This window comes from Streptococcus mitis (assembly GCF_946188695.1).
Taxonomy (GTDB): Bacteria; Bacillota; Bacilli; order Lactobacillales; family Streptococcaceae; genus Streptococcus; species Streptococcus mitis_DF.
The window spans coordinates 19,887-46,234 of record NZ_CAMHWI010000007.1 but is presented as its reverse complement, the minus strand read 5'-3'; the positions used below and the strand labels follow the sequence as shown (position 1 = coordinate 46,234).

General features: G+C 40.9%; 23 protein-coding genes and 1 pseudogene. 20 read left to right on the top strand and 4 right to left on the bottom strand.

The window, feature by feature from the left end:
* The first annotated feature begins 16 nt into the window (after positions 1–16).
* The 19 genes and pseudogenes from N8L33_RS04465 (at position 17) to N8L33_RS04375 (ending at position 20,916) form a co-directional block, all read left to right on the top strand.
* On the top strand, positions 17–778 hold the full coding sequence (locus N8L33_RS04465; protein WP_261058616.1) for a DUF6261 family protein: 762 nt from the start codon (positions 17–19) through the stop codon (positions 776–778).
* A gap of 617 nt (positions 779–1,395) precedes the next feature.
* The gene (locus N8L33_RS04460) at positions 1,396–2,343 is read left to right on the top strand and encodes a reverse transcriptase family protein (RefSeq protein WP_261058615.1); all 948 of its coding nucleotides are present in this window, start codon (positions 1,396–1,398) and stop codon (positions 2,341–2,343) included.
* A complete protein-coding gene (locus N8L33_RS04455; protein WP_261058614.1) occupies positions 2,324–3,547 on the top strand; it encodes a restriction endonuclease subunit S in 1,224 nt (407 codons plus the stop codon). Before N8L33_RS04460 ends, N8L33_RS04455 begins: the two co-directional genes overlap by 20 nt.
* A gap of 10 nt (positions 3,548–3,557) precedes the next feature.
* Positions 3,558–4,136: a hypothetical protein gene (locus N8L33_RS04450; RefSeq protein ID WP_261058611.1), complete on the top strand. Its 579-nt coding sequence runs from the start codon at positions 3,558–3,560 to the stop codon at positions 4,134–4,136.
* 47 nt (positions 4,137–4,183) lie between these two features.
* A complete protein-coding gene (locus tag N8L33_RS04445) occupies positions 4,184–5,785 on the top strand; it encodes a type I restriction-modification system subunit M (RefSeq protein ID WP_261058610.1) in 1,602 nt (533 codons plus the stop codon).
* A gap of 209 nt (positions 5,786–5,994) precedes the next feature.
* The gene (locus tag N8L33_RS04440) at positions 5,995–7,362 is read left to right on the top strand and encodes an AAA family ATPase (protein WP_261058609.1); all 1,368 of its coding nucleotides are present in this window, start codon (positions 5,995–5,997) and stop codon (positions 7,360–7,362) included.
* Positions 7,352–8,101, top strand: coding sequence for a hypothetical protein (locus tag N8L33_RS04435; protein ID WP_261058607.1), 750 nt, complete (start codon positions 7,352–7,354; stop codon positions 8,099–8,101). The genes N8L33_RS04440 and N8L33_RS04435 overlap by 11 nt, the downstream gene beginning before the upstream one ends.
* Before the next feature lie 62 nt (positions 8,102–8,163).
* Positions 8,164–8,433, top strand: a pseudogene (locus tag N8L33_RS04430) (HigA family addiction module antitoxin); the annotation flags it as partial.
* A 22-nt stretch (positions 8,434–8,455) separates the two neighbouring features.
* On the top strand, positions 8,456–8,815 hold the full coding sequence (locus N8L33_RS04425) for a YbgA family protein (protein WP_261058606.1): 360 nt from the start codon (positions 8,456–8,458) through the stop codon (positions 8,813–8,815).
* Between the two features lie 28 nt (positions 8,816–8,843).
* Entirely contained in the window at positions 8,844–9,206 is a 363-nt protein-coding gene (locus N8L33_RS04420) for a TIGR02328 family protein (RefSeq protein ID WP_261058605.1), read from the top strand.
* A gap of 244 nt (positions 9,207–9,450) precedes the next feature.
* Positions 9,451–11,700 carry a 5-methyltetrahydropteroyltriglutamate--homocysteine S-methyltransferase gene (gene metE, locus N8L33_RS04415; protein ID WP_261058604.1) on the top strand — a complete coding sequence of 750 codons (2,250 nt, stop codon included), beginning with the start codon at positions 9,451–9,453 and terminating at the stop codon, positions 11,698–11,700.
* Positions 11,701–11,801: 101 nt separating this feature from the next.
* Complete coding sequence (gene metF, locus N8L33_RS04410) at positions 11,802–12,668, top strand: methylenetetrahydrofolate reductase [NAD(P)H] (protein WP_261058603.1); 867 nt, start codon at positions 11,802–11,804, stop codon at positions 12,666–12,668.
* A 586-nt stretch (positions 12,669–13,254) separates the two neighbouring features.
* The gene (pnp, locus tag N8L33_RS04405) at positions 13,255–15,468 is read left to right on the top strand and encodes a polyribonucleotide nucleotidyltransferase (RefSeq protein WP_261058601.1); all 2,214 of its coding nucleotides are present in this window, start codon (positions 13,255–13,257) and stop codon (positions 15,466–15,468) included.
* Between the two features lie 15 nt (positions 15,469–15,483).
* Positions 15,484–16,101 (top strand): serine O-acetyltransferase, encoded by a 618-nt coding sequence (cysE, locus tag N8L33_RS04400; RefSeq protein WP_000539971.1) that lies wholly within the window; start codon positions 15,484–15,486, stop codon positions 16,099–16,101.
* A gap of 11 nt (positions 16,102–16,112) precedes the next feature.
* Positions 16,113–16,997 carry a GNAT family N-acetyltransferase gene (locus N8L33_RS04395; RefSeq protein WP_261058600.1) on the top strand — a complete coding sequence of 295 codons (885 nt, stop codon included), beginning with the start codon at positions 16,113–16,115 and terminating at the stop codon, positions 16,995–16,997.
* Between the two features lie 81 nt (positions 16,998–17,078).
* A complete protein-coding gene (cysS, locus tag N8L33_RS04390; RefSeq protein ID WP_261058599.1) occupies positions 17,079–18,422 on the top strand; it encodes a cysteine--tRNA ligase in 1,344 nt (447 codons plus the stop codon).
* A complete protein-coding gene (locus N8L33_RS04385) occupies positions 18,415–18,801 on the top strand; it encodes a Mini-ribonuclease 3 (protein ID WP_000567926.1) in 387 nt (128 codons plus the stop codon). Before cysS ends, N8L33_RS04385 begins: the two co-directional genes overlap by 8 nt.
* A 2-nt stretch (positions 18,802–18,803) precedes the next feature.
* A complete protein-coding gene (locus N8L33_RS04380) occupies positions 18,804–19,673 on the top strand; it encodes a PucR family transcriptional regulator (RefSeq protein WP_261058597.1) in 870 nt (289 codons plus the stop codon).
* A gap of 112 nt (positions 19,674–19,785) precedes the next feature.
* Positions 19,786–20,916 (top strand): ABC transporter ATP-binding protein, encoded by a 1,131-nt coding sequence (locus N8L33_RS04375; protein WP_084948064.1) that lies wholly within the window; start codon positions 19,786–19,788, stop codon positions 20,914–20,916.
* Positions 20,917–21,012: 96 nt separating this feature from the next.
* On the opposite strand, the gene N8L33_RS04370 is transcribed toward N8L33_RS04375, so the two are convergent.
* The 4 genes from N8L33_RS04370 to N8L33_RS04355 are packed head-to-tail and all read right to left on the bottom strand — an operon-like array spanning position 21,013 to position 23,935.
* Positions 21,013–21,672: an amino acid ABC transporter permease gene (locus N8L33_RS04370; RefSeq protein WP_125422974.1), complete on the bottom strand. Its 660-nt coding sequence runs from the start codon at positions 21,670–21,672 to the stop codon at positions 21,013–21,015.
* A gap of 9 nt (positions 21,673–21,681) precedes the next feature.
* A complete protein-coding gene (locus tag N8L33_RS04365) occupies positions 21,682–22,359 on the bottom strand; it encodes an amino acid ABC transporter permease (RefSeq protein WP_261058595.1) in 678 nt (225 codons plus the stop codon).
* Between the two features lie 12 nt (positions 22,360–22,371).
* Positions 22,372–23,166: a transporter substrate-binding domain-containing protein gene (locus N8L33_RS04360; RefSeq protein WP_261058594.1), complete on the bottom strand. Its 795-nt coding sequence runs from the start codon at positions 23,164–23,166 to the stop codon at positions 22,372–22,374.
* Positions 23,167–23,176: 10 nt separating this feature from the next.
* Positions 23,177–23,935 carry an amino acid ABC transporter ATP-binding protein gene (locus N8L33_RS04355; RefSeq protein ID WP_001229571.1) on the bottom strand — a complete coding sequence of 253 codons (759 nt, stop codon included), beginning with the start codon at positions 23,933–23,935 and terminating at the stop codon, positions 23,177–23,179.
* A gap of 176 nt (positions 23,936–24,111) precedes the next feature.
* On the opposite strand from N8L33_RS04355, the gene recJ reads away from it, so the two are divergent.
* Entirely contained in the window at positions 24,112–26,334 is a 2,223-nt protein-coding gene (gene recJ, locus N8L33_RS04350; RefSeq protein ID WP_261058593.1) for a single-stranded-DNA-specific exonuclease RecJ, read from the top strand.
* Positions 26,335–26,348: the final 14 nt, after the last annotated feature.

The window sequence follows — 26,348 nt, the reverse complement described above, 5'->3', positions numbered from 1 at the left end:
TAGAAAGGATACCATCATGACAAAAACATACGCTATTCGCCCGCTTAGTTACAGCAATTTTACCAACCGTGAGTTTGAGAGCTTGATGATGGATACTCATCAAAGTTTGGCAACTTTTTCTAAGGCAAACAAGGATGAGGGCATGTATACCAAACATTTGGAACCCTTCAAAACCAAGCTCGATGATTTTCAAGCTCAACTTGCAGCAGTGGAGACGAAAGAGTCTAGCAATCTGACAGAAGTCGATCGTAATCGAGATAGTGCCTTGGTCGGTCTCTTTACTCTTCATAGAGGATTTGCTAAGATTAAGGATGTTAAGCTCAAAGAAGCTCATGAGACTCTGAAACCAGTCTTTGCCAAGTACAAGGACATCACTAAGCACAGCAACGATGTGGAAACGACAGAAATCAAGAGTCTTCTCAAAACACTTAGTGAAACACCTTATCATGAGGCAGTTACCAGTCTAGGACTAACCCCTATGCTGACAGCGGTGATCAATGCTCAAGAGGAATATGACCAAGTGGAAAGTAAGGCGCGTGCTTCTAAGTCTGCCAAGGAAGTTGGCAAGACCAGACAACTCCGTACCGAACTTTCAACTAGCTACGACCTCTTTATGCGCTATACCGCAGCCAGTGCAGAAGCCTACCCTGAAAAGGAACACCTGACTCAACTCCTCAAGGAACTCAATAGTATCCGAGATAGCAAACGCCGTCTCATCACTAGCAACAAGAAAGATAAAAAGACCAAACCAGCCGAACCAGCCCAAGCAGCAGGGTAAAGACAACCCCTTAGAAGCGGATTTCTAAGGGGGATTTTTGTGGTTTCGTGGTATACTTGACAATTGATGTGTAAGTATGATATCATTTATATACGATAAAGTTAAGCAGATTTATCTCGCAAGAACTTGCCCTATGTGGCGGTAAAGCTTTTCGTCTCTACATGCATTTTGAAATAATTTAATCGACGAATAACAAGAACGATTTGAATTTCAATAAAGCGTACTGAGCGAGAGTTTACTGACTTAACAGTCAGATTAACAAGAGAGAAACACTAATAGACTTAAAAAAGACTGCATCTGTATTATAGCGAGAGGCGGGAAACCGTACTAAACACAGAAAGGAATCAATGTATGATTCAAATCTTTATCGACTTATTTAAGAGGTTATCTAATGACCCGGTTTTTAGTATCTTTACAGTAATTGAAGGATTTAGAACTTTGATGTGGCTAATGAATCAATTATTAAGATTTATTATATGGTTAGTTGCTGTTATATCTAAAAATAAAGATAAACTTATTACCTTCTTCACCTCGGTGAAAGATCTAGTTTCTTCTCTTATTTATGAAAAATCTTCTCTTATACACTGCTATAAGAGTTTTTTTGTAGGACGAATATAATGGATTTTAAAAGAAGTATATTATTTGGTGTTTCTAATAAGAAATGGTTATCCGATTTATTAAAAATTGAAAAATATAAATTAACAGATATAAGTAATAATTTCGTTGGAAAATCATTTATTAGGGAAGTAAATGGAAAGACAAGAGAATTATATGATGCAGGATTAGTGCATAAACGCTCTCTAAAATTAATTGTTAAATACTTACAGAGGATAGATGTACCTACTTATCTACATGGTGGAATTCCTAGTAGAAGTTATGTAACAAATGTTGAGATGCACTGTGAGAATAGTTTTGCAATTATTGTTGATATCTCAGATTTCTTTCCTAGCACTAGTGCCCAGAAAGTTTTTAATTTTTTTAGATATGATATGAATCAGTCTCCTGATATTGCAAAAATTTTAACGGATTTGACAACTGTTTCCAAAAATGGGAAAAGCTTTTTGCCACAAGGATATCCAACTAGTCCAATTTTGAGCTACTTTGCTTATTATAATATGTATGAGGCGTTGCTGAGATATGCTCAAACTAACGGCTTTCATTTTTCTGCTTATTATGATGATTTAACATTTTCGTCAAAAAAACCTATACCAAAAAGGTGTATGAATAGAATAATTAAAATAATTGAATCTTATAAATTAAAAATAAATAAGAGTAAATCAAAAATTTGTAGCACAAATAATGTAAAAGTGACTGGGTGTATTATTGTTAATGGAGAATTAAAAGCACCTAGAAAACTACAAAAAGATACTTATGATTTATATATGATAATTAAAAATGATGTTTTATCTGAAAATGATTTATCTAGATTATTAAAAAAATTTATTGGGAAAATTTCAGCAATTCAAATGATTGAAAAAGATAGAAAATTTCCTAACTATATGAAATTAATTAGTGATAAGAAAGCTGAATTAGAGGAAATAAGAGTTGAAAAAACAAAGTCCTAAAATAATTAATGCGAAGTTAGCCAGTATTTGGAGCAAAGAAAAATTAAGAAATATTGCGCCCCTGCGTGGAGGCTTTGCTTTCAAAAGTGAAAAATTTCAAAATACTGGTATTCCAATTGTTAGAATATCAAATATCAAATTTGACGGAACTGTTGGAGGGGAGTTTGAATATTATTCTAAGATAATTCCAGATGAAAAATTTGTTCTTAGAGGGCGTTCAATTCTATTGGCTATGTCAGGAGCAACTACTGGGAAAATAGCGATGCTAGATTCTGAGGGAGAATACTATCAAAATCAACGAGTAGGTTATTTCCAAAATACTGGGGAAGTAGACTATGATTTTCTCTCTTCTGTTTTGCAGACGAAAGCATTTACTAACCAACTAAACGGTGTATTAGTGGCAGGTGCACAACCAAATATATCTTCTAAAGAAATTGATTCCTTTGAATTTTGTATTCCAGACTCAATAGACGAACAATCCGCTATCGGCTCCCTCTTCCGCACCCTCGACGATCTTCTAGCGAGTTACAAGGATAATCTCATTAACTACCAATCTCTTAAGGCGACCATGCTCTCAAAGATGTTTCCCAAAGCTGGACAGACTGTACCTGAGATTCGTTTGGATGGATTTGAAGATGAATGGGAGAAAGGAACAATTGGAGAGTTTGGCTCTTTCTATTATGGAAAAAGTGCACCGAAATGGTCGGTGACTGATGAGGCAACAACACCGTGTGTACGTTATGGCGAGTTGTATACAAAATTCTCCACAAAAATAGATAAAATATACTCGTACACATCAATTCCTAAAGAAAATTTGAAATTGAGTTCTGGTAATGAGGTATTAGTACCTCGAGTTGGTGAAAATCCATTAGATTTTGCAAATTGTAGTTGGTTGTCACTGAAAGGTATTGCAATTGGTGAAATGATTTCCGTATATAATACACCTAACAATCCGTTGTTTATTGCATATTATTTTAATGCAAAAATGAAAAAAGAGTTTGCCAAACGAGTTGAAGGTGGAAGTGTAGCGAATCTTTATTACACATACTTAGAGAATATTTCAATATCCGTACCATCTATACCTGAGCAACAAGCTATCGGAGCTTATTTTTCAAATCTTGATAACATCATCAACTCTCATCAAGAAAAAATTTCTCAGTTAGAAACACTCAAAAAGAAACTCTTGCAGGATATGTTTATATAGGAGATTAATTTTGGGTAATGAAGAATTATTAAATACAGTAAATTCACTAACTAATACTTATTATGCTGCTCTAGGTTTTGTTGCGACTGTAATATTAGGAATTCTGGCATTTGTATTTTGGGATAGAGTGAATTTTAAAAAATCTCTTGAAAAAGAATTTAAAACTATTTTAAAAGAAGAACTTAAGAATCAAAAGTTTGAAATAGATTATTACTATTTGAAATATTTGCCATTCATTAAAAGATTAGAAACATACTATAAGGGTATGGGGATTAAAAAAGGTGGAATGATACGACCTTTTCTGAAATATTGTGATGGACCATTGAATGAGATGATAGCTTTGTATAATCGTTGTGTAAATACGTCTTTTCAACCATTTTTCGAAAGTTATTCAAGAGATTATTACGATATCTGTTACAATATAATAGAAGACACAAGAGAATTTGTAACTTATAGATTAGATACGTTAACAGAAATGGAGCTAAACGCTATAGTAAAAGTGAATAATTATATACCACAATTGAATTATATATTTACAAAATATGATTATTTAGAGTTTAAAGCAATTGTATTGGATAAAACTAATTAAACTATTTTTATGTATTGTTGAAACGATTAAGGATAGAAAGAAACATTATGGAAACAACACAAACGTCCCAGTCGCTCTATCAAGCCCTGTGGAACTCAGCGGATGTTCTCCGCTCTAAGATGGATGCTAACGACTATAAGTCCTATCTCTTGGGTATGGTCTTTTATAAGTATCTGTCAGACAAGATGCTCTTTTTCGTGGCGGAGACTATGGAGGAGGGGAGTGAGAGTCTAGAGGCTGCCCTTGAGGTCTATCGCAACTACTATGAGGATGCGGACACCCACGAGGATCTTCTTGCAGTCATGAAGGACGAACTCAACTATAGTATCAAGCCTGAGTTGACCTTTACGGCTCTTGTAGCACGTGTCAATGAGGGGACTTTCCAGTTGGAAGATTTGGCTCAGGGTTTTCGAGATATTGAGCAGAGTGATGAACTCTATGAAAATCTCTTTGAAGATATTGACCTCTATTCTAAAAAGCTAGGGGCGACTCCGCAAAAGCAAAACCAAACGGTGGCGGCGGTCATGAAGGAGTTGGCTGTGCTAGATGTTGCTGGTCATGCTGGTGATATGCTGGGAGATGCCTATGAGTATCTGATTGGTCAGTTTGCGACTGACTCGGGTAAGAAGGCTGGTGAGTTCTATACACCTCAGCCTGTTGCCAAACTTATGACTCAGATTGCCTTTTTGGGTCGTGAGGATCAGCTAGGTTTTACCATCTATGATGCGACTATGGGTTCTGGCTCTCTCTTGCTCAATGCCAAGAAATACTCTCACAAACCACAGACAGTGATCTACTTTGGTCAGGAACTCAATACTTCGACCTATAACTTGGCTCGGATGAACATGATTCTACACGGGGTTCCAGTTGAGAATCAATTTCTCCACAATGCTGATACACTGGATGAAGACTGGCCGACTCAAGAGCCGACCAACTTTGATGGTGTTCTCATGAACCCTCCATACTCTGCCAAGTGGTCTGCAAGCTCTGGCTTCCTGAATGATCCTCGTTTCTCTCCTTTTGGGAAACTAGCGCCCCAGTCCAAGGCTGATTTTGCCTTTCTTTTGCATGGTTACTACCATCTCAAGCAGGATAATGGAGTTATGGCTATCGTCCTTCCTCACGGGGTTCTTTTCCGTGGAAATGCGGAAGGAACCATTCGTAAGGCCTTGTTAGAAGAAGGAGCCATTGATACGGTTATCGGTCTACCTGCTAATATCTTTTTTAATACCAGCATTCCGACCACGGTTATCATTCTCAAAAAGAACCGTACCAATCGTGATGTTTACTTTATCGATGCCTCTAAGGAGTTTGATAAGGGGAAAAACCAGAATATCATGACGGATGCTCATATCGAGAAGATTTTGGAAGCCTACAAGGCTCGTGAGGAGATTGACAAGTTTGCCCATCTAGCAAGCTATGAAGAAATCATCGAAAATGACTATAACCTCAATATCCCTCGCTATGTAGATACCTTTGAGGAAGAAGAAGTCGAGCCACTGACAGATATCGTCAGCAAGATTAACAAGACCAATGATAAGATTGAAAAGCAAACAGCTTCTCTACTTGAAATGCTGAACCAACTCCACGGAACTACACCAGAAGCCGATGACGAGCTTAAAAAGTTTTTGGAAAAATTTAAAGGGTGATGGGGAGTCGGATTTGTATATCAATTGTAGAGTATTTGAACACTACAGTTTTGCATCCTCATTGCTTAATAGATATGTGAATGTTGAGTAGGAAATAGAATTGGTTTTCAAATAATAGATAAAAAAATTAGAAAATAAATCAAAAAAAGTCATGTAAAATGACTTTTTTTGATATAATAGGGATGAGAAAAACTAAGGAGTCCAAAACCATGATAAAATTAAGGAGTCTCATTATAGAGAATATAAAGAACGTGCAGTATGGAGTGATTGATTTTCAAAATAAATCTGACTTTATCAATGTAACGGGAATTTATGGTCAGAATGGTTCAGGAAAAACAGCTGTTGTAGATGTATTTGAAGTTCTATCTGCCTTGATGAGAGGTGAGTCTATTCCACAACATACAAAGGGGATTTTTAATGCCATAGACCAAGTAGGGGAAAATGCGATTACTTTAGAATTAGAAGTCCCAGAAACCTATATCATTCGATATAAAGTCGAGTTTGCTGCAAGTGAACCTACAGGCATGCAAGATGTAATGGTTGTAAAAGAAGAACTTGCTTATAAACCTCTAGAAGCTGGGTCCAGATACCGCTATTTACTGAGATACGAATATGAGGGAAGTAATTTTGATACAGAGCAACCGCGACATACGGGCTATTTAAAATCTCAAAGAAGTATTATGGGAAAGGACGCGGTTAGTGTTTTAACAAAGACAATTATTGATGATAATCGTTCCTTTATTTTCTCAAAAGAATTAGTAGGATTTATTTATACTTCAAGTAAGCAAGATTTATCGACGCTTGTTGAAATTTATAATGTCATTCAAGACTTTTATCAAAATTTGAGGATCTTTACTCAAGAGTTATCTAGTTTAAATAGTAGTGGGGTTACTCCTATCACAATTAACTATCAGAATCGTGACTCTCATGTGAGTTATCAGGGGATTATCCCTATGTTTCTTCAAAGTGGAGGAATTTCTATAAATGAAGAAATTTATAGTGTTTATGAGAGCACGATTAACTATTTGAATGAAATTGTTCCCATTATTATCCCTGACTTGAAACTTGAAATGGAAGCAGGTGAGATAGAGATTCGAAGTGATGGACAAAAAATAAGAAATGTTAGTTTTATTTCGAATCGTGCAGGTAAAAGATTCTCTCTAAAACATGAATCTGAAGGGATTCGTAAAATTATTAGTATGCTTGGATTTTTGGTGGAAGTATATAATAAAGAGAATATTATCGCTGTCATTGATGAATTGGATGCAGGTGTATTTGAATATTTACTAGGCGAGTTGATTGAAATTTTTTCTGAAAGTGCCAAAGGACAACTCATTTTTACTTCTCATAATTTACGTGTACTAGAAAAACTTCCTTCCTACAAGGTTGTGTTCTCAACAGCTTGTCCGACAAATCGTTATATCCGTCTAACTGGCATTAAGCCAAGCAATAACTTAAGAGATATTTACTTGAGAGGAATTCAGCTGGGTGGACACGAAGAAGAATTGTATCAAGGAGTTTCTAATAGTAAAATTAAACGAGCTTTGAGAAAGGCAGGGATCAAGCTTGGCGAATAAAAGTAGAAAGGTTATTCTAGTATTTGTAGAGGGAGAATCCGATGAGACTGTTGTAGGATTTGTAACAGATTCATTAGTGGAACGATTGGAGAATATGCATATCACACTAAAGGTGATGTATGGAGATGTCTTTTCAGATAGGAGATATTCTGCCTCATCTGGAACGAAAATTGCAAGTGATAGAATTTGCGAGGTTCTTGCTACAGAAAAATGGGAAGTAAGTGATTTACTGTTTGTTGCCTTTGTAACAGATACGGATGGCATGTTTATGAATCCAACTTCTTTAGTTGTAGATGATTCTATGGAAGGGACAGATTCATTTCAATATGATTTACAAACTCGGAGGCTACTCTTTTCAACGACGAAGAAGAAAAAGGATATTATTGAAACGAGACAGAGAAAGGCAAGGCATGTCAATCAGTTGATTAAAGATGGGACTTCCTTGTTGGTTAAGCGGAAGTTAGTTCAAACTTTTGTGTATTATAATTCTGTTAATTTGGAGCATGTTTTATTTGGCAAGATATTACCAAATCATGAAAAAATAGGTGCTGCTGATGATTTGATTGACCAGTATGAAGAAAAAGGCGATGCAGGAGTAGAAGAGATTTTAGCATTTTTCCAAAGCAGATGCCCGGCAGACGATTACGAACAATCATGGCAATTTATAAAACAAAATGAAATGACGAATGGGTATTCTAATTTAGCGTTATTGTTTGACAAGATTCAGAGTGATAAATAAAATTCCGACAAAGAGTTTGTAGTCCAATAAGTTCAATAGAATAGAGGAGGTCAGCAATCACTATGACTAATAAAATTAATGAATACAAAGACCTGATTGCTTTTCATCCAGGTCAGTATGTTGAAGAGTTGATTGAAGATTATAACGTAACGCAAAAGGAATTTGCAGAGCGTTTAGGAATTTCTGAAATGAAGCTCGGTAAATTAGTGAATGGTGAGGAATCGATTAGTAATGATATTGCTCGGAAGTTAGCAAAGGTCACTAATATTTCGATGATAACTTGGCTCAATCTTCAACATGTCTACGATGTAAAAATTGCGGAGATCATAGAGTAAACACGGTATAATCTCAAATATGAATAATAACAACCAACGTGTCCTTTGCCAACAACTATGGGCTAGAAACAAATACCTCGTTTTGAGTCATTCTAGCAATATTTACAATGATATTCGTCAATATCTCAAGCAAGAAGTGGTGGAAGTGAGTCAGGTTCAAGAGATGATTGACCGTGCCTGTCAAATCCCAGAACACAGGGGTCAGGTTTGCAATGCCTTTCAGCATATTTGGGGATATTTCAAAAAGAAAGCGACAGAAGCTGAGAGAAAAGACTACATGCTCTTGCTGGCTCAGTATCGCTTTGGTCAGGCTTTTAAGGAAGATGTGGTTGCTAAAACCAGAGGCCTGCTGGCAAGCTATCCAAATACTTATTTGTAACATTCTACCTTACTGAAAGGAGACTCCCATGAGACTTTGGCATGAGGCTTTGATTTCACAACTTCCCCGTCCGCAGCTTTTGGGGCAACATCGAGAGTGTTGCGCCCTGCGTGGCAATGGCTGGGGCAGAAAGCATGCGACGGTGGACTATGTCTTTACCCACTCGCCCTATCGTCTCTATGCCTATCATCGCTTGATCATGGAGGAGATGGCTAGCCGTGGCTACAATGTCAGTCCAGAGTGGCTGGACAAGAACTACCGTGGCAAGACTTGCCTTCTCTATGAAGATTTAGCAGAGGAAAAGCTGAAAAGTCCTATCTATAGTGAGCATGATGCTACCTACTATGAGGAGTGTCTGGCAAATCTCCGAGAGAAGGGGATAGACCTATAGTCTTTTCTAATAACAAGCCATAGTCACTTATAAGAATTACTAATAACGCGTTTGAGTATTCTAACTGGGATACAGCTATAAAACAAGCTATACAAAGGATTTGAGGCATGTGTCTCAAATCTTTTTCTTTTGTTCAAAATAAAGGTATAGTTTCAAACTATATCAAAGCCTAATTTTTTACAATTATACAGATGATTTCTTTTCTGTTAAGATAGTTTCAACAACAAATTTTGGAGGACACATCATGTCAACTACAATTATCGGTTTCCCTCGTTTGGGCGAATTCCGCGAATTAAAATTTACAACTGAAAAATACTTTAGAAAAGAAATCTCAGAAGAAGAACTTTTGGCGGCAGCAAAAGAATTGCGCGCTAAACACTGGAACATTGTCAAAGAAAAAGGCATCACTGAAATTCCCTCAAATGACTTTTCTCACTATGACAACTTCCTAGATGCAGCTTTCCTTTTCAACGTAGTACCTGCTTCAGTTCAAAACTTGGACTTGTCTGACCTTGAGCGCTACTTTGCTTTGGGTCGTGGTTACCAAGGAGAAAAAGGGGATGTTCGCGCCCTTCCAATGAAGAAATGGTTCAACACCAACTACCACTACATCGTTCCTAAATTTGAAAAAGACACTCAAGTTAAACTTGCAGGTCACAAGATTTTTGATGAATTCCAAGAAGCTAAAGAGCTAGGATTGAACACTCGCCCAGTCCTTGTAGGTCCATTCACTTTCCTTCAATTGTCAGACTTTGAAGAAGGTGTGAAAGCAGAAGACTTCGTAGACAGCTTAGTAGCTGCTTACCAAGAAGTTTTTGCTAAATTGGCTGAACTTGGTGCGACTCGCATTCAACTCGACGAAGCTGCTCTTGTTAAAGACTTGACAGCTGAAGAAAAAGCCCTCTTCTTGAACCTCTACAACAAACTTTTGGCTGATAAAAAAGGTCTTGAAGTCTTGCTTCAAACTTACTTTGGTGACGTTCGTGACGTTTACGCTGATCTTGTAAACTTGCCAGTAGATGCTATCGGTCTTGACTTTGTTGAAGGTAAGAAAACTCTTGAATTGGTCAAAGGTGGTTTCCCAGCTGACAAGACTCTCTACGCAGGTATTGTCAATGGTAAAAATATCTGGCGTAACAACTACGAAAAGAGCTTGGCTGTTCTTGAGCAAATCCCAGCTGAAAACATTGTTTTGACTAGCTCATGCTCACTTCTTCATGTGCCATTTACAACTGCTAATGAAGAATTTGAACCAGCTATCTTGAACCACTTTGCTTTCGCAGTTGAAAAATTGGATGAAATCCGTGATTTGGATGCTATCCGCAATGGTCAAGGTGCAGAAGCTCTTGCAGCTAACAAAGAACTCTTTGCGACTGAACGTGTTGGTGTTAATGCAGAACTTCGTGCGCGTATCGCTGGTTTGACAGACGCAGACTACACTCGTTTGCCAGCCTTTGCAGAACGTGAAGCTATCCAAGAAGAAGCATTCAAACTTCCAGCTCTTCCAACAACAACTATCGGTTCATTCCCTCAAACAAAAGAAGTTCGTGCCAAACGTTTGGCTTACCGTAAAGGTGAATTGTCTCAAGAAGAGTACGACGCTTTCCTTGCTGAAACAATTGACGAATGGATCAAGTGGCAAGAAGATATCGACTTTGATGTCCTTGTTCACGGTGAATTTGAGCGTAACGACATGGTTGAGTACTTCGGTCAAAACTTGTCAGGTTACCTCTTCTCTAAAAATGGTTGGGTACAATCATACGGTATGCGTGGGGTGAAACCACCAATCATCTGGGGTGATGTCACTCGTCTTAACCCTATCACTGTTAAATGGTCTAGCTATGCACAAAGCCGTACAAACAAACCTGTTAAAGGTATGTTGACTGGACCTGTTACCATCCTCAACTGGTCATTCCCACGTGAAGACATCTCTATCAAGGATTCAACTCTTCAAATCGCCCTTGCTATCAAGGATGAAGTGCTTGACCTTGAAGCTGCTGGTGTGAAAATCATCCAAATCGACGAAGCTGCTCTTCGTGAAAAATTGCCACTCCGTCGTAGCGACTGGTACGAAGACTACCTTGACTGGGCAATTCCTGCCTTCCGCTTGGTACACTCAACAGTAGCGCCAGATACACAAATCCACACTCACATGTGTTACTCAGAATTTACAGATATCATCCCAGCTATCGATAACTTGGATGCGGACGTTATCTCATTTGAGGCTAGTCGTTCAAACCTTGAAATCTTGGACGAACTCAAAGCGAAAAACTTCCAAACAGAAGTAGGACCTGGGGTTTACGATATCCACTCACCTCGTGTGCCAAATGAAGGCGAAATCGACAACACAATCGAAGCCATCCTTGCTAAAGTGCCAAGCAAGAAAGTTTGGATCAACCCAGACTGTGGTTTGAAAACACGTGGTATTCCAGAAACTAAAGAAAGCCTGATCCGCCTTGTTGAAGCAGCTAAAGCTGCGCGTGAGAAATTGTAAGACAAGATTTCTCTAGAAGCACTGTTTGGTCAATCTCCCTGTTTCACTCGGATTCTAAGAGTCCAGCTAACGAAAAAATCAACTAGAAAAGGATAATGACTATGTCACGCCAAACACCGTCACTCTCATTTGAAGTGTTCCCTCCAAACCCAGCCGTGGGTAATGATAACATTATTTCTGCTCTTCGAGATATGCAGGAGTTGACTCCTCACTTTATCAGTGTGACTGCCAGCAATAATAAATTTAATATCAAGGAAACGACGGTTCGTTTGGCTGACTTTATCCAAAATGACTTGGCGATTCCGACTATTGCTCACTTGCCAGCCATCTATTTGACCAAGGACAAGGTTGCTGAAACCATTGCCGACCTGGACAAGGTTGGGGTACAGAAAATCTTGGCTCTTCGTGGGGATATCATTCCAGATGTGGAACCACAAAAGGATTTCCGTTACGCAACCGACTTGATTGAGTTCATCAAGGAGCAAGCCCCTCACTTTGATATTGTTGGTGCTTGTTATCCAGAAGGGCATCCAGATTCACCAAATCAGATTTCAGATATCCAAAATCTCAAGAAGAAAGTAGATGCAGGCTGTTCGAGTCTTGTAACTCAACTTTTCTTTGACAATGAGCGCTTCTATGATTTCCAAGATAAGTGCATCTTGGCTGGAATTGATGTTCCCATTCATGCAGGGATTATGCCAATTCTGAATCGAAATCAGGCTCTCCGCCTCTTGAAGACTTGTGAGAATATCCATCTTCCACGCAAATTTAAAGCCATCTTAGACAAGTATGAGCATGACCCTGAGTCGCTCAGAGCAGCAGGACTTGCCTATGCAGTGGACCAAATCGTGGACTTGGTAACTCAGGATGTTGCTGGTGTGCATCTTTACACCATGAACAATGCAGATACAGCAAAATACATCCACCAAGCAACCCATGCCTTGTTTAAACATCAGTCTCTAGGATAATAAAAAGCAAACCATTCTTCTCAGCTGAGGGGAATGGTTCCTTTTTAATGGTAAAGACCGCACTTTTTAAGAAAAATATGATAAAATAGACTCTGTACGTACTTGATACAAAGATGAGGGTATTAAAAAATACAATGTATTTAAACTGTAAGGTTTAGCGACACGAGCGAGTCAAATCGATGTTATTTGACGAGAGAGTTAGTAAAGTATTTAGCTAATTGCCTGATAGCGATTAGCGTGAAAGATATAGATACTTTAGTATCAAACCTTTCTGATGACTAACGGTAGGAAAGAGCGACACGAACGAGTCAAATCGATATTATTTGACGAGAGAGTTAGTAAAGCATTTAGCTAATCGCCTGATAGCGATTAGCGTGAAAGGTTTAGATACTTTAGTATCAAACCTTTCTAATGATTTGTATCTTGAGAATTGAACACGCCTACAACTCTGTGGAAAAAGATAAATCTGCCTAGGAGCGGTCGCTCCGTCTTTAGATTTCCTATTTTCCTTTGAGTTGCTTGACGGCTTAGTATCTTGATTTTTGTAGGCAAGGCGTATAATTTCATCAATCCAAAGGGGATTAAAATGACAAAACAAGTGTTTCAAACGACTTTTGCGGGTCGTGAGTTAATCGTAGAGACTGGTCAGGTTGCTAAGCAAGCAAATGGCTCTGTTGTCGTGCGTTACGGTGAGTCAACTGTCTTGACTGCGGCCGTTATGTCTAAGAAAATGGCAACTGGGGATTTCTTCCCACTTCAAGTCAACTATGAAGAAAAAATGTATGCGGCTGGGAAGTTTCCTGGTGGCTTTATGAAACGTGAAGGACGTCCTTCAACGGATGCGACCTTGACAGCGCGTTTGATTGACCGTCCAATCCGTCCTATGTTTGCGGAAGGTTTCCGTAACGAAGTGCAAGTCATCAACACCGTGCTTTCTTATGATGAAAATGCCTCTGCACCGATGGCTGCTATGTTTGGTTCATCCTTAGCACTATCTATCTCAGATATTCCATTTGACGGCCCAATCGCTGGGGTACAAGTGGGATATGTAGATGGCCAAATCATTATCAACCCTAGCCAAGAACAAGCAGAGCGATCTCTCCTTGAATTGACAGTAGCTGGTACCAAGCACGCTATCAATATGGTTGAGTCTGGTGCCAAAGAATTGTCAGAAGAAATCATGTTGGAAGCCCTTCTCAAAGGGCACGAAGCAGTCAAAGAATTGATTGCCTTCCAAGAAGAAATCGTTGCAGCAGTCGGTAAGGAAAAAGCAGAAGTGGAATTGCTTCATGTGGACGCTGAATTGCAGGCTGAAATCATTGCAGCCTACAACAGCGACCTCCAAAAAGCGGTTCAAGTAGAAGAGAAATTGGCTCGTGAAGCTGCAACTCAAGCAGTTAAGGACCAAGTTACTGCCGTTTACGAAGAAAAATATGCAGACTACGAAGAATTTGACCGTATCATGCGTGATGTGGCTGAAATCCTGGAACAAATGGAACATGCTGAAGTGCGCCGCTTGATCACAGAAGATAAGGTACGTCCTGATGGTCGTAAGGTCGATGAAATCCGTCCTTTGGATGCGGTTGTTGACTTCCTTCCTCGTGTTCACGGTTCAGGCCTCTTCACTCGTGGACAAACTCAGGCTCTTTCAGTCTTGACCTTGGCTCCGATGGGGGAAACTCAAATCATCGATGGTTTGGATCCAGAGTACAAGAAACGCTTTATGCACCACTATAACTTCCCACAATACTCTGTAGGGGAAACTGGTCGTTATGGTGCACCAGGTCGTCGTGAAATCGGTCACGGTGCTCTTGGTGAACGTGCCCTTGCTCAAGTCTTGCCAAGTTTGGAAGAATTCCCATATGCTATCCGCTTGGTGGCTGAGGTCTTGGAATCAAATGGTTCTTCTTCTCAAGCCTCTATCTGTGCGGGAACTCTTGCCCTTATGGCTGGTGGTGTGCCAATCAAGGCGCCAGTAGCAGGGATTGCCATGGGACTCATCTCAGATGGAAATAACTACACAGTCTTGACTGATATCCAAGGTTTGGAAGACCACTTTGGAGACATGGACTTTAAGGTTGCGGGTACTCGTGAAGGGATTACAGCCCTTCAAATGGATATCAAGATTCAAGGGATTACTGCAGAAATCTTGACTGAGGCTCTTGCCCAAGCCAAGAAAGCCCGTTTTGAAATCCTTGATGTGATTGAAACAACCATTCCAGAAGTTCGTCCAGAATTGGCTCCAACTGCTCCGAAAATTGATACCATTAAGATTGATGTGGACAAGATTAAGATTGTCATCGGTAAGGGTGGAGAAACCATCGACAAGATTATCGCTGAAACAGGTGTTAAGATTGACATCGACGAAGAAGGTAACGTCTCTATCTACTCTAGCGATCAAGATGCCATCAACCGTGCTAAAGAAATCATTGCAGGTTTGGTTCGTGAAGCTAAAGTGGATGAAGTTTACCGTGCTAAAGTCGTTCGTATTGAGAAATTTGGTGCCTTTGTCAACCTCTTTGACAAGACAGATGCCCTTGTTCATATCTCTGAAATGGCTTGGACGCGAACTAACCGTGTAGAAGACTTGGTAGAAATCGGTGATGAAGTTGATGTTAAGGTGATTAAGATTGATGAAAAAGGTCGTATCGATGCTTCTATGAAGGCTCTTCTTCCTCGTCCACCAAAACCTGAGCATGAGGAAAAAGGCGAGAAGTCTGAGCGTCCTCACCGCCCACGTCATCACAAGGACCAAAAACCTAAGAAAGAATTTACAGAAACACCAAAAGATTCAGAATAAGAAAAGGAGAAATGTATGGGATGGTGGCGCGAAACCATTGATATCGTAAAAGAAAATGATCCAGCGGCCCGCACCACTTTGGAGGTTTTGCTGACTTATCCAGGTGTCAAGGCCTTGGCGGCCCACCGTATCTCCCATTTTCTCTGGAAGCATGGCTTCAAACTCCTGGCTCGTATGCACAGTCAGTTTTGGCGCTTTTGGACGCAGATTGAGATTCATCCGGGTGCCCAGATTGATTCAGGTGTTTTTATCGACCATGGTTCAGGGTTGGTGATTGGAGAGACAGCGATTGTTGAAAAGGGTGTTCTCCTTTATCATGGGGTGACTCTTGGGGGAACAGGGAAAGACTGTGGCAAACGCCATCCGACCGTTCGTCAGGGCGCTCTCATATCAGCCCATGCCCAAGTTATCGGACCTGTGGAAATCGGTGAAAATGCCAAGGTTGGTGCAGCAGCAGTTGTCGTGGCAGATGTACCTAGTGATGTGACAGTTGTCGGTATTCCGGCCAAGATTGTTCGTGTTCATGGAAAGAAGGATGAGCCTGTCATTCATGAAGTCGAAGAAAAACGAGAGTACTATGTCAATAAACTCGAACAGGCTAAAGAAGCCAGTCACAGATCGTCAGGTTTGTAGAGGATACCTATATGATTCAAGCAAGAAACAAGTTAAGCCAAGAGGAGTTATCTGAGGCGAAAAAACTAATTAACTGTTGCCAAAACTATGACGGTACCTATCGTGATCCCTACCTCTCTAACATGCTTAATTTTGACCTAAACATGCCCGCCTTTTTCCTTTATTATGAAAAAGGCGAACTTGTTGGTCTCTTAACTGTCTATGCAGATGACCAAGATGTGGAAGTGACGATACTGGTTCATCCAGATCATCGCCGTCAGGGAATTGCGCGTGTATTGGTTACTAGTTTTGAAAAAGAAACAGCTTCTTTTCCGATTCATTCAGTGACTTTTCAGACAGAGCGTGTTTTTCTAGACCGCCATCCTGATTTTGTTAGCAACTGGGGATTGGTCGAGGACGAGGATACAGAAACTTGGTTAGGTAAGGATAGAAAACCTTATCCGTTAGCAACTGTTTCCAATCTTGAAGTTTTGTTAGCAGATAGTTCGTATCAGGATCAAATTAGTCAGTTAAAATTTCAGGTATTCTCAGAGGAACATGAGTCTAGAGAGATTGTGGATAGATATGTCGCTGAAGCTCTGAAGGATCCAGAAAGTCGCTTATATATTTTGTTAAAAGACGGTCAGGTTATTGGAACTTGTACGGTAGATTTATCGACTAATACGAATTACTTCTACGGTTTAGCAATATCGGAACCTGAACGTGGGAAAGGCTATGGAAGCTACTTGGCAAAATCCCTTGTCAACCAACTGATTGAGCAAAATGATAAGGAATTTCAGATTGCAGTAGAGGACAGCAATGTAGGTGCCAAGCGCTTGTATGAAAAAATTGGCTTTGTCAAACAGACCCAGGTGGTTTATCTGAATGAGAAAGGAGCAAGGGATTCCGAAGTGTAGAGATATTCGGACTGAAATTCAATTGAACTCTTAGTGATGAAACTAATTGTTCTTGGATTTCAGCTTTCCTGACTATGATTTATGATTAAAATCTATGACACCATGTCTCGTGATTTGCGAGAATTTGTCCCAATCGAAGACGGTAAGGTTAAGATGTATGTCTGTGGGCCAACCGTGTACAACTATATTCACGTGGGCAATGCCCGTTCGACGGTAGCTTTTGATACCATTCGTCGCTATTTTGAGTATCGTGGATACGAGGTTGCCTATATTTCCAATTTTACGGATGTGGATGATAAGATTATCAACCGTGCCAAGGAAGAAGGTATCACGCCTCAGGAGGTTGCGGATAAGTACATCGCTGCCTTTCGTGAGGATGTGACGGCTTTGGGCGTCAAGCCTGCGACTCGCCATCCTCGTGTAGTGGAGTTTATGGCGGATATTATCCGTTTCGTGGAAGACTTGATTGAAAAAGGCTTTGCCTACGAGAGTCAAGGGGATGTCTACTTCCGTGTAGAAAAATCTCACAACTATGCCAAGTTGGCCAATAAAACCTTGGAAGATTTGGAACTAGGTGCTTCAGGTCGTACCGATGAAGAAACGGCTCGTAAGGAAAACCCTGTAGACTTTGCCCTATGGAAATCTGCCAAACCAGGCGAGATTTCTTGGGACAGTCCTTGGGGACCTGGTCGTCCGGGCTGGCACATCGAGTGTTCAGTTATGTCGACAGAGATTTTAGGTGATACCATTGATATTCATGGTGGTGGAGCTGACCTAGAGTTTCCTCATCATACCAATGAAATTGCCCAGTCAGAAGCCAAAACAGGCAAGACCTTTGCCAACTACTGGATGCACAATGGCTTTGTCAATATCGATAATGTCAAGATGTCCAAGTCCTTGGGTAACTTTATCACAGTGCACGATGCCCTCAAAACTCTTGATGGCCAAGTGCTTCGTTTCTTCTTTGCGACACAACATTACCGTAAGCCTATCAACTTTACGGAAAAGGCAGTGCGTGATGCAGAGACTAATCTCAAGTATCTAAAGAACACTTACGAACAACCATTTTCTGGGACTGTAGATGCCCAAGAGTTACAGGCTTTTAAAGATAAGTTTGTTGCAGCTATGGATGAGGATTTCAACGCTGCCAATGGTATCACAGTCGTCTTTGAAATGGCCAAATGGATCAATTCAGGCAACTATGATGCAAGTGTCAAGGAAGCTCTTGCGGCTATGTTAGAAATCTTCGGAATTGTCTTTGTTGAGGAAGTTTTGGATGCAGAGATCGAAACCTTGATCCAAAAACGACAAGAAGCGCGTGCCAATCGTGACTTTGCGACAGCTGACCAGATTCGTGATCAACTGGCTGCTCAAGGCATTAAACTACTGGATACAAAAGATGGAGTGAGGTGGACTCGTGATTGATGTCAATCTCATTAACGGGATTGCGCTAGCCTTTGAAGGAGATGCGGTTTATTCTATGTATATTCGCCGCCACCTCATCCTCAAAGGTATGACCAAGCCCAATAAACTCCATCAAGAAGCGACCAAGTATGTGTCAGCCAAAGCTCAGGCACGCCTGATTTCCCTCATGTTGGAGGAGCAAGTCTTAACGGAAAAAGAAGAAGAAATCTACAAACGTGGTCGCAATACTAATAGCCACACAAAGGCCAAAAATGCCGATGTGGTGACTTACCGTATGTCCACGGGTTTTGAAGCAGTCATGGGCTATCTTCATATGACTGAAAATCTGGAACGGCTTGAGAGCTTGATTTCGTGGTGCATCCAAAAAGTAGAGGAGTAGAAATGCTTGTAAAAGAACTACAAGACTGGTTTCCCGAGGCTCAGATTTCAGACCAACCAGTAGAGAAAGAAGGCTATCTCACTCTCCCTTTAGCTTCTCAGCAGTGGATTTTGCTGGAGGAAGCTAGTCTCAGTGAGCGTGAAAAGCAGTTGGTTGCCCTTTTGACCCAGCAGGAGAAGGCCAGTTCTCTCAATCCTTGGTATCCCTATCTGATTGAGGGAAAGGGGCAGGCACCGCAAGCTTTCAAAAAGATTCAGCTGGTTTATTGCCATCTTTCCTATTTTCAACAGGAAAATCTGACCTCTTGGCTGGATATGATGCGGACCCTTTTTCCTAACTGTCAGACAGTGCTTCAGGTTGGAGCTCAGGATTATGTTTTCGTACTTCAACAAGATAAATACACTTCTGTACGAGCTATTTTAAGTGATACGATTGAAGCGGTTGAGTATGATTTTGGACTGCGTCTATCTATCATGTTGGGTCAGGTTTGGTCTCAGACAGGCCATCAAGCCCTATCAGACTTAATCAAAGCGGAGCGCGATTTGTTCAAGACTTGGTGGCGTCAGGGTCACCAAGGTGTTCATACCTTTTCACAACTCTATCTTTGGAGTATGGGGGAAAGAATTGTGGACCTGAGAGTCATTAAAGAATGCCTGCACCAGATGATTTTGGATCAGGACCAGATTCAGGAAATCATTCTCTCTCTTTGGAAAAATAGTGCTGTTCTCACTAAAACAGCACAACAACTGTATTTGCATCGTAATTCTCTCCAATACAAGATTGATAAGTGGGAAGAATTGACAGGTCTACAGTTGAAGGAATTGACTGACCTGACCCTGTGCTATCAGTTGATTTTACCAGATATTCTCTAAAGTTTTGTGCAAGTTGCACAGAACTTTTTTGTTTTTTTGGTCACCTTGCCATAGAAAAGTAAAACGTTTTCATCTATAATAAAACTATCAAAAGACAAAAGGAGTTCACCTCATGGTAGAATTGAATCTTAAAAATATTTACAAAAAATATCCAAACAGCGAACACTACTCAGTTGAAGACTTCAACTTGGACATCAAAGACAAAGAATTTATCGTTTTCGTAGGTCCTTCAGGATGTGGTAAATCAACAACTCTTCGTATGATTGCTGGTCTTGAAGATATTACAGAAGGTACTGCATCTATCGATGGAGTGGTTGTCAACGACGTAGCTCCAAAAGATCGTGACATCGCCATGGTATTCCAAAACTACGCTCTTTACCCACACATGACGGTTTATGACAACATGGCTTTCGGTTTGAAATTGCGTAAATACAGCAAGGAAGACATCGACAAACGTGTGCAAGAAGCAGCTGAAATCCTTGGATTGAAGGAATTCTTGGAACGTAAACCAGCTGACCTTTCAGGTGGTCAACGTCAACGTGTTGCCATGGGTCGTGCCATCGTCCGTGATGCGAAAGTATTCTTGATGGACGAACCTTTGTCAAACTTGGATGCAAAACTTCGTGTATCTATGCGTGCTGAAATCGCTAAAATCCACCGTCGTATCGGAGCTACAACTATCTACGTAACTCACGACCAAACAGAAGCGATGACACTTGCAGACCGTATCGTTATCATGTCAGCAACTAAGAACCCTGCTGGTACAGGTACTATCGGACGTGTAGAACAAATCGGTACTCCTCAAGAAGTTTACAAAAATCCAGTTAACAAATTCGTAGCAGGATTCATCGGAAGCCCAGCTATGAACTTCATCAATGTGAAATTGGTTGGTAGCGAAATTATTTCTGACGGATTCCGCTTGAAAGTGCCAGAAGGAGCATTGAAAGTTCTTCGTGAAAAAGGCTACGAAGGTAAAGAATTGATCTTCGGTATCCGTCCAGAAGACGTAAATGCAGAGCCTGCTTTCCTTGAAACATTCCCAGAATCAGTTGTCAAAGCTACTATCTCAGTATCAGAATTGCTTGGTTCAGAATCTCACCTTTACTGCCAAGTTGGTAAAGACGAATTTGTTGCCAAAGTGGATGCTCGTGACTACTTGCAAACAGGTGCAACAGTTGAACTTGGATTTGACTTGAACAAAGCACACTTCTTCGATGTAGAAACTGAAAGAACAGTTTACTAAGATAAATGAAACTCAAAACACTGCTAGAGAAATCTGGCAGTGTTTTTGAGTGTTTGCGTAGAAAAAACTCTCCAATTAAACCGGAGAGCTAATTTGTTATTCTGCAGCTTGTTGCCAACGTTTGGCCAGCATATGAGATAGGCTAGAAATTGCTAGGTTAAAGCTGAAGTAGATGAGGGCAATCAGGATATAAAGACTGAAGACCTGCTCTGGTTCGAAATAACGGCCCATGAGAATTTGGCTGGCTCCAAAGAGCTCTTGTAGGGCGATAACGGAGTAGAGAAGACTGGTATCCTTAATCACGGTTACAAACTGAGAAATGATAGCTGGTAACATTTTACGGATCGCTTGCGGAAGAATGATGTGGTAGAGGATTTGGGTTGAGGTAAAACCTTGCGACATTCCTGCTTCGTACTGACCCTTGTCCACGGCATTGAGACCGCCACGGATAATCTCAGCTAGGGCTGCTGAGGTAAAGAGGGTAAAGGCTGTAATTCCTGCTGGAGTGGATTTCATCTTGAACACCAAAAAGATGGTGAAAATCCAGAGAAGATTGGGAACGTTACGTACAAACTCAATGTAAATGCTGGAAATAATACGCAAGATAGGATTTTTCCCATTTCTCATGACGGCTAAAACTGTACCGATAAGGGTAGAGAGGACGATGGCAATCAGAGAAATATAGAGGGTCAAGCCAAATCCTTTAAAGATAAAGATTAGGTTATCTGGGGTTAAAACTTCTAAAATGGATTCCATAGTAACCTCCTAAAGTGAATAGGCTTTTTTGTTGGCTTGCTCCATCTTGCGACCAAACTGGGCAACAGGGAAGCAAAGAGAAAAGTAGAGAAGGGCAGCGCCTAAAAATGCTGGGATGTAATTTCCGTTGAGGGCTGACCAAGACTTGGTCACAAACATCAAGTCTACTCCAGAGATGATAGCGACTGTTGAGGTGTTTTTGATGAGGTTGACGATTTGGTTGGTCAAAGGAGGGAGAATGATACGAAAGGCCTGAGGCAAGATAATCAAGCGCATGGCACTGATATAAGTAAAACCTTGCGACAAGGCAGCCTCCATCTGACCGCTAGGAATAGACTGAATGCCTGAGCGAATAACCTCAGCGATATAGGCACCGTGATAGAGTCCCACGCAGAGAACAGCTGTCCAATAAATCGGAATCATGATGATATGGTCACTGATAAGAGGTAGGCCATAAAAAACGATAACAAACTGAACCAAGAGGGGAGTGTTTTGGTAAAATTCCACAAAGATGCGAGCCAAAATTCGCAAAATTGGACGTTTGCTAGTTGACATAGCTCCAAAGAAGATGCCCAGAACCATAGCTAGGATAAAGGATCCAATCGCTAGGGCAAGGGTGAAGAGGAAACCGTTGAAAAATTGGTCAAAATCCTGAAAATAGGCTGTCCAAGATGATAAATCTGTCATAGGGTGTCCTCCTTAATCTGCGGTATGGCTAGATGGTTTGAGCTTGTAACGATCATAAAGTTTTTGCAAACTACCATCCTTGCTCCATCTAGTAACCAAGTTATCAAGATAGTTGTTTAGCTCTGTATTTGATTTCTTGGTAACAATACCGTAGTCAGATGGCTTGAAACTATCATTTAGTAGTGCTGTGCGTTTGCTAATGTAGCCAGATAGAATCGAGCGGTCAACGGAAAAGGCATCGATACGATGAGCATGAAGGGAAGTAATCAATTCTGGGTAGGAACCAAGTTCGACGAATTTAAACTTCAGACCTTTCTTTTTACCCAGTTCAGTAATCAGGCGTTGGGTAATGGAACCTTGGGCAACTCCGATGGTTTTGCCGTTTAGGTCCTCAATACTTTTGATTTTGGCAGATTTATTGACCAAAAAGCCAGAAGCGTCCGTGTAGTAGGGACTGGTAAAGTTATAGAGTTTTTTGCGTTCGTCTGTGATGGTAAAGGTCGCGATATCCACGTCAACTTGTTCATTGTCTAGGAGCGGTCCACGAGTTTGTGCAGTAACAGGCACATAGCGAACCTTGACCTTAAGCTCATCAGCGACCATCTTGGCCAAGTCTGTTTCGATACCAGAATAGGCTCCTGTCTTGGGATCCTTGTAACCGAAATTGGGAACGTCTTGTTTGACACCGACAACCAGTTCGCCTCTCTTTTGAATATCTGCGACGCTGGTATCAGCCTGAACTGGTTTTGCAGTAGCAAGGCCGAAAAGGCTAATCAATAATGCGGATAAAAAAAATTTCTTTTTCATAGGCGCCTCCTTATTTGACTTTGTCACTTTCATGGTTGATAATTTTGCTGAGGAATTGTTGGGCACGAGGTTCGCTCGGATTGTCAAAAAAGTCATCGACATCTGTCGTATCCACCAAAACTTCTCCGTCAGCCATAAAGATGATGCGGTCCGCAACTTCACGGGCAAAGCCCATTTCATGGGTGACGACAATCATATTCATACCCTCGTGGGCCAATTTTTGCATAACAGCCAGAACGTCTCCGATGGTTTCAGGGTCAAGAGCCGATGTTGGTTCATCAAAGAGAAGGAGTTCAGGATGCATAGCGAGTCCACGAGCAATGGCGATTCGTTGTTTTTGTCCACCAGATAGCATGGCTGGATAAGAATCTTTTTTGTCCCACATATTTACAAATTCCAGATATTTTTGGGCTGTTTTTTCAGCTTCTTTTTTATCAATTCCTAGAACTTTTATGGGTGCAAGTGTTACGTTTTCTAACACTGTTTTATGCGGATATAGGTTGAAATGCTGGAAAACCATGCCGACTTCCTTACGAAGAGGAACCAAATCTTTCTGGCTGGCACCAGCAACTTGGTGACCATTTACTAGAAGACTTCCCTTGTCGACAGCCTCTAAACCATTGATGGTACGGATAAGAGTGGATTTCCCAGAACCAGATGGTCCAAGGAGGACAACGACTTGTCCTTTTTCAAAACGGAGATTGATGTCGCGGAGTGCGTGGTAGTCTCCGTAATATTTTTCGACGTGTTCAAATTCTACTAAAGCCATAAAGAATCTCCTTTGTGTTAGATTTTATAACATGATTCTACACCAAAAGATTTGTCTTGTCAAATCATATCTGAAAAAATTCACTAAAATTTTATAAAAAAGCAATCTGGATAGAGAAAACGTCTAAATCATGTTATAATGAAGCAATAGAATTCTTAGAAAGAGTGGATGTTTTTTTGATAACTCCTACTTATGAATGGCAGTTTGCCCCGCAGGTTGAAGATGCGGATTTTACAAAAATAGCCAAGAAGGCTGGACTGGGTCCTGAGGTAGCTCGCTTATTGTTTGAGAGAGGGATTCAGGACGAAGAAAGTTTGAAGAAATTTTTAGAACCTTCCTTGGAGGAGTTGCATGACCCTTATCTACTCCATGATATGGACAAGGCAGTGGCTCGGATTCGTCAGGCCATTGAAGAAGGGGAAAATATTCTCGTTTATGGGGACTACGATGCGGATGGTATGACTTCAGCTTCGATTGTGAAGGAAAGTTTGGAACAGCTTGGCGCTGAGTGCTGTGTATACTTGCCCAATCGTTTTACTGATGGCTATGGTCCAAATGCTAGTGTTTATAAATACTTTATCGAGCAAGAAGGGATTTCCTTGATTGTGACAGTGGATAATGGGGTAGCGGGTCACGAGGCTATTGAATTGGCCCAGTCTATGGGAGTAGATGTTATTGTGACCGACCACCATTCCATGCCTGAAACCTTACCAGATGCCTATGCTATTGTCCATCCTGAACATCCAGATGCGAACTATCCTTTCAAATATTTGGCTGGTTGTGGAGTTGCTTTCAAGCTGGCTTGTGCCCTGTTAGAAGAAGTACAAGTGGAATTGCTTGATTTGGTCGCTATTGGTACCATTGCTGATATGGTGAGTTTGACAGATGAGAACCGTATATTAGTTCAATATGGTCTGGAAATGTTGGGGCACACTCAGCGCATTGGTCTACAAGAAATGCTGGACATGGCTGGGATTGCTGCTAACGAGGTGACAGAAGAGACAGTTGGTTTCCAGATTGCCCCTCGTTTGAATGCCTTGGGTCGCTTGGATGATCCTAATCCTGCCATTGATTTGCTGACTGGATTTGACGACGAGGAGGCGCATGAGATTGCCCTTATGATTCATCAGAAAAACGAAGAGCGCAAGGAAATCGTCCAGTCTATCTATGAAGAAGCTAAGACCATGGTGGATCCTGAGAAGAAGGTCCAGGTTTTGGCCAAGGAAGGCTGGAATCCTGGGGTTCTAGGTATCGTGGCTGGTCGTTTGTTGGAAGAACTAGGGCAGACAGTCATCGTTCTCAATATAGAGGACGGTCGTGCCAAGGGTAGTGCTCGTAGCGTGGAAGCGGTCGATATTTTTGAGGCTCTGGATCCTCATAGAGACCTCTTCATAGCCTTTGGTGGCCATGCTGGCGCAGCAGGAATGACGCTGGAAGTGGAGAAACTCTCAGATTTATCTCAGGTTTTGGAAGATTATGTCCGTGAAAAAGGTACAGATGCTGCTGGCAAGAACAAGTTAAACTTAGATGAAGAGCTAGACTTGGAGACACTTAGCTTGGAAACGGTCAAAAGTTTTGAACGTTTAGCTCCCTTTGGAATGAACAATCAGAAACCTGTCTTTTATATCAAGGATTTTCAGGTCGAAAGTGCCCGTACTATGGGGGCAGGCAATGCCCATCTCAAGTTGAAAATTTCCAAAGGTGAGGCGAGTTTTGAAGTGGTAGCCTTCGGTCAAGGCAGATTGGCAACAGAATTTGCCCAAACCAAGAATCTAGAGTTGGCAGTTAAATTGTCTGTCAACCAATGGAATGGTCAAACTGCCCTCCAGTTGATGATGGTGGATGCGCGTGTAGAGGGTGTTCAACTCTTTAACATCCGTGGGAAGAATGCAGTCTTGCCAGAAGGAGTTCCGGTCTTGGATTTTGCTGGAGAATTGCCGAATCTGGCGGATAGTGAAGCTGTTATCGTAAAAAACGTTCCTGAGGATATTACTCAGCTGAAGACCATTTTTCAGGAACAGAATTTCTCTGTTGTCTATTTCAAAAATGATATTGACAAGGCCTACTATCTGACAGGCTATGGGACTAGAGAGCAGTTTGCCAAATTGTACAAGACCATCTACAAGTTCCCAGAGTTTGATATTCGCTACAAACTGAAGGATTTGGCGGCTTATCTCAATATTCAACAAATCTTGCTGGTCAAGATGATTCAAGTATTTGAAGAACTAGGCTTTGTGACCATCAAAGATGGTGTCATGACAGTGAATAAAGAGGCACCGAAGCGAGAGATCGGAGAAAGTCAGATTTACCAAAATCTCAAACAAACCGTTAAAGACCAAGAAATGATGGCGCTGGGTACCGTGCAAGAAATTTATAACTTTTTAATGGAAAAAGAATAGCAGATAGGAAAGAG

Coding starts and splice junctions, on each gene's coding strand:
- cysS (WP_261058599.1), top strand. CDS start 17,079: ATGATTAAAATCTATGACACCATGTCTCGTGATTTGCGAGAATTTGTC.
- N8L33_RS04420 (WP_261058605.1), top strand. CDS start 8,844: ATGAGACTTTGGCATGAGGCTTTGATTTCACAACTTCCCCGTCCGCAG.
- metE (WP_261058604.1), top strand. CDS start 9,451: ATGTCAACTACAATTATCGGTTTCCCTCGTTTGGGCGAATTCCGCGAA.
- N8L33_RS04395 (WP_261058600.1), top strand. CDS start 16,113: ATGATTCAAGCAAGAAACAAGTTAAGCCAAGAGGAGTTATCTGAGGCG.
- N8L33_RS04380 (WP_261058597.1), top strand. CDS start 18,804: ATGCTTGTAAAAGAACTACAAGACTGGTTTCCCGAGGCTCAGATTTCA.
- pnp (WP_261058601.1), top strand. CDS start 13,255: ATGACAAAACAAGTGTTTCAAACGACTTTTGCGGGTCGTGAGTTAATC.
- N8L33_RS04370 (WP_125422974.1), bottom strand. CDS start 21,672: ATGGAATCCATTTTAGAAGTTTTAACCCCAGATAACCTAATCTTTATC.
- N8L33_RS04375 (WP_084948064.1), top strand. CDS start 19,786: ATGGTAGAATTGAATCTTAAAAATATTTACAAAAAATATCCAAACAGC.
- N8L33_RS04425 (WP_261058606.1), top strand. CDS start 8,456: ATGAATAATAACAACCAACGTGTCCTTTGCCAACAACTATGGGCTAGA.
- N8L33_RS04360 (WP_261058594.1), bottom strand. CDS start 23,166: ATGAAAAAGAAATTTTTTTTATCCGCATTATTGATTAGCCTTTTCGGC.
- N8L33_RS04460 (WP_261058615.1), top strand. CDS start 1,396: ATGGATTTTAAAAGAAGTATATTATTTGGTGTTTCTAATAAGAAATGG.
- N8L33_RS04365 (WP_261058595.1), bottom strand. CDS start 22,359: ATGACAGATTTATCATCTTGGACAGCCTATTTTCAGGATTTTGACCAA.
- cysE (WP_000539971.1), top strand. CDS start 15,484: ATGGGATGGTGGCGCGAAACCATTGATATCGTAAAAGAAAATGATCCA.
- N8L33_RS04445 (WP_261058610.1), top strand. CDS start 4,184: ATGGAAACAACACAAACGTCCCAGTCGCTCTATCAAGCCCTGTGGAAC.
- N8L33_RS04440 (WP_261058609.1), top strand. CDS start 5,995: ATGATAAAATTAAGGAGTCTCATTATAGAGAATATAAAGAACGTGCAG.
- N8L33_RS04465 (WP_261058616.1), top strand. CDS start 17: ATGACAAAAACATACGCTATTCGCCCGCTTAGTTACAGCAATTTTACC.
- N8L33_RS04355 (WP_001229571.1), bottom strand. CDS start 23,935: ATGGCTTTAGTAGAATTTGAACACGTCGAAAAATATTACGGAGACTAC.
- metF (WP_261058603.1), top strand. CDS start 11,802: ATGTCACGCCAAACACCGTCACTCTCATTTGAAGTGTTCCCTCCAAAC.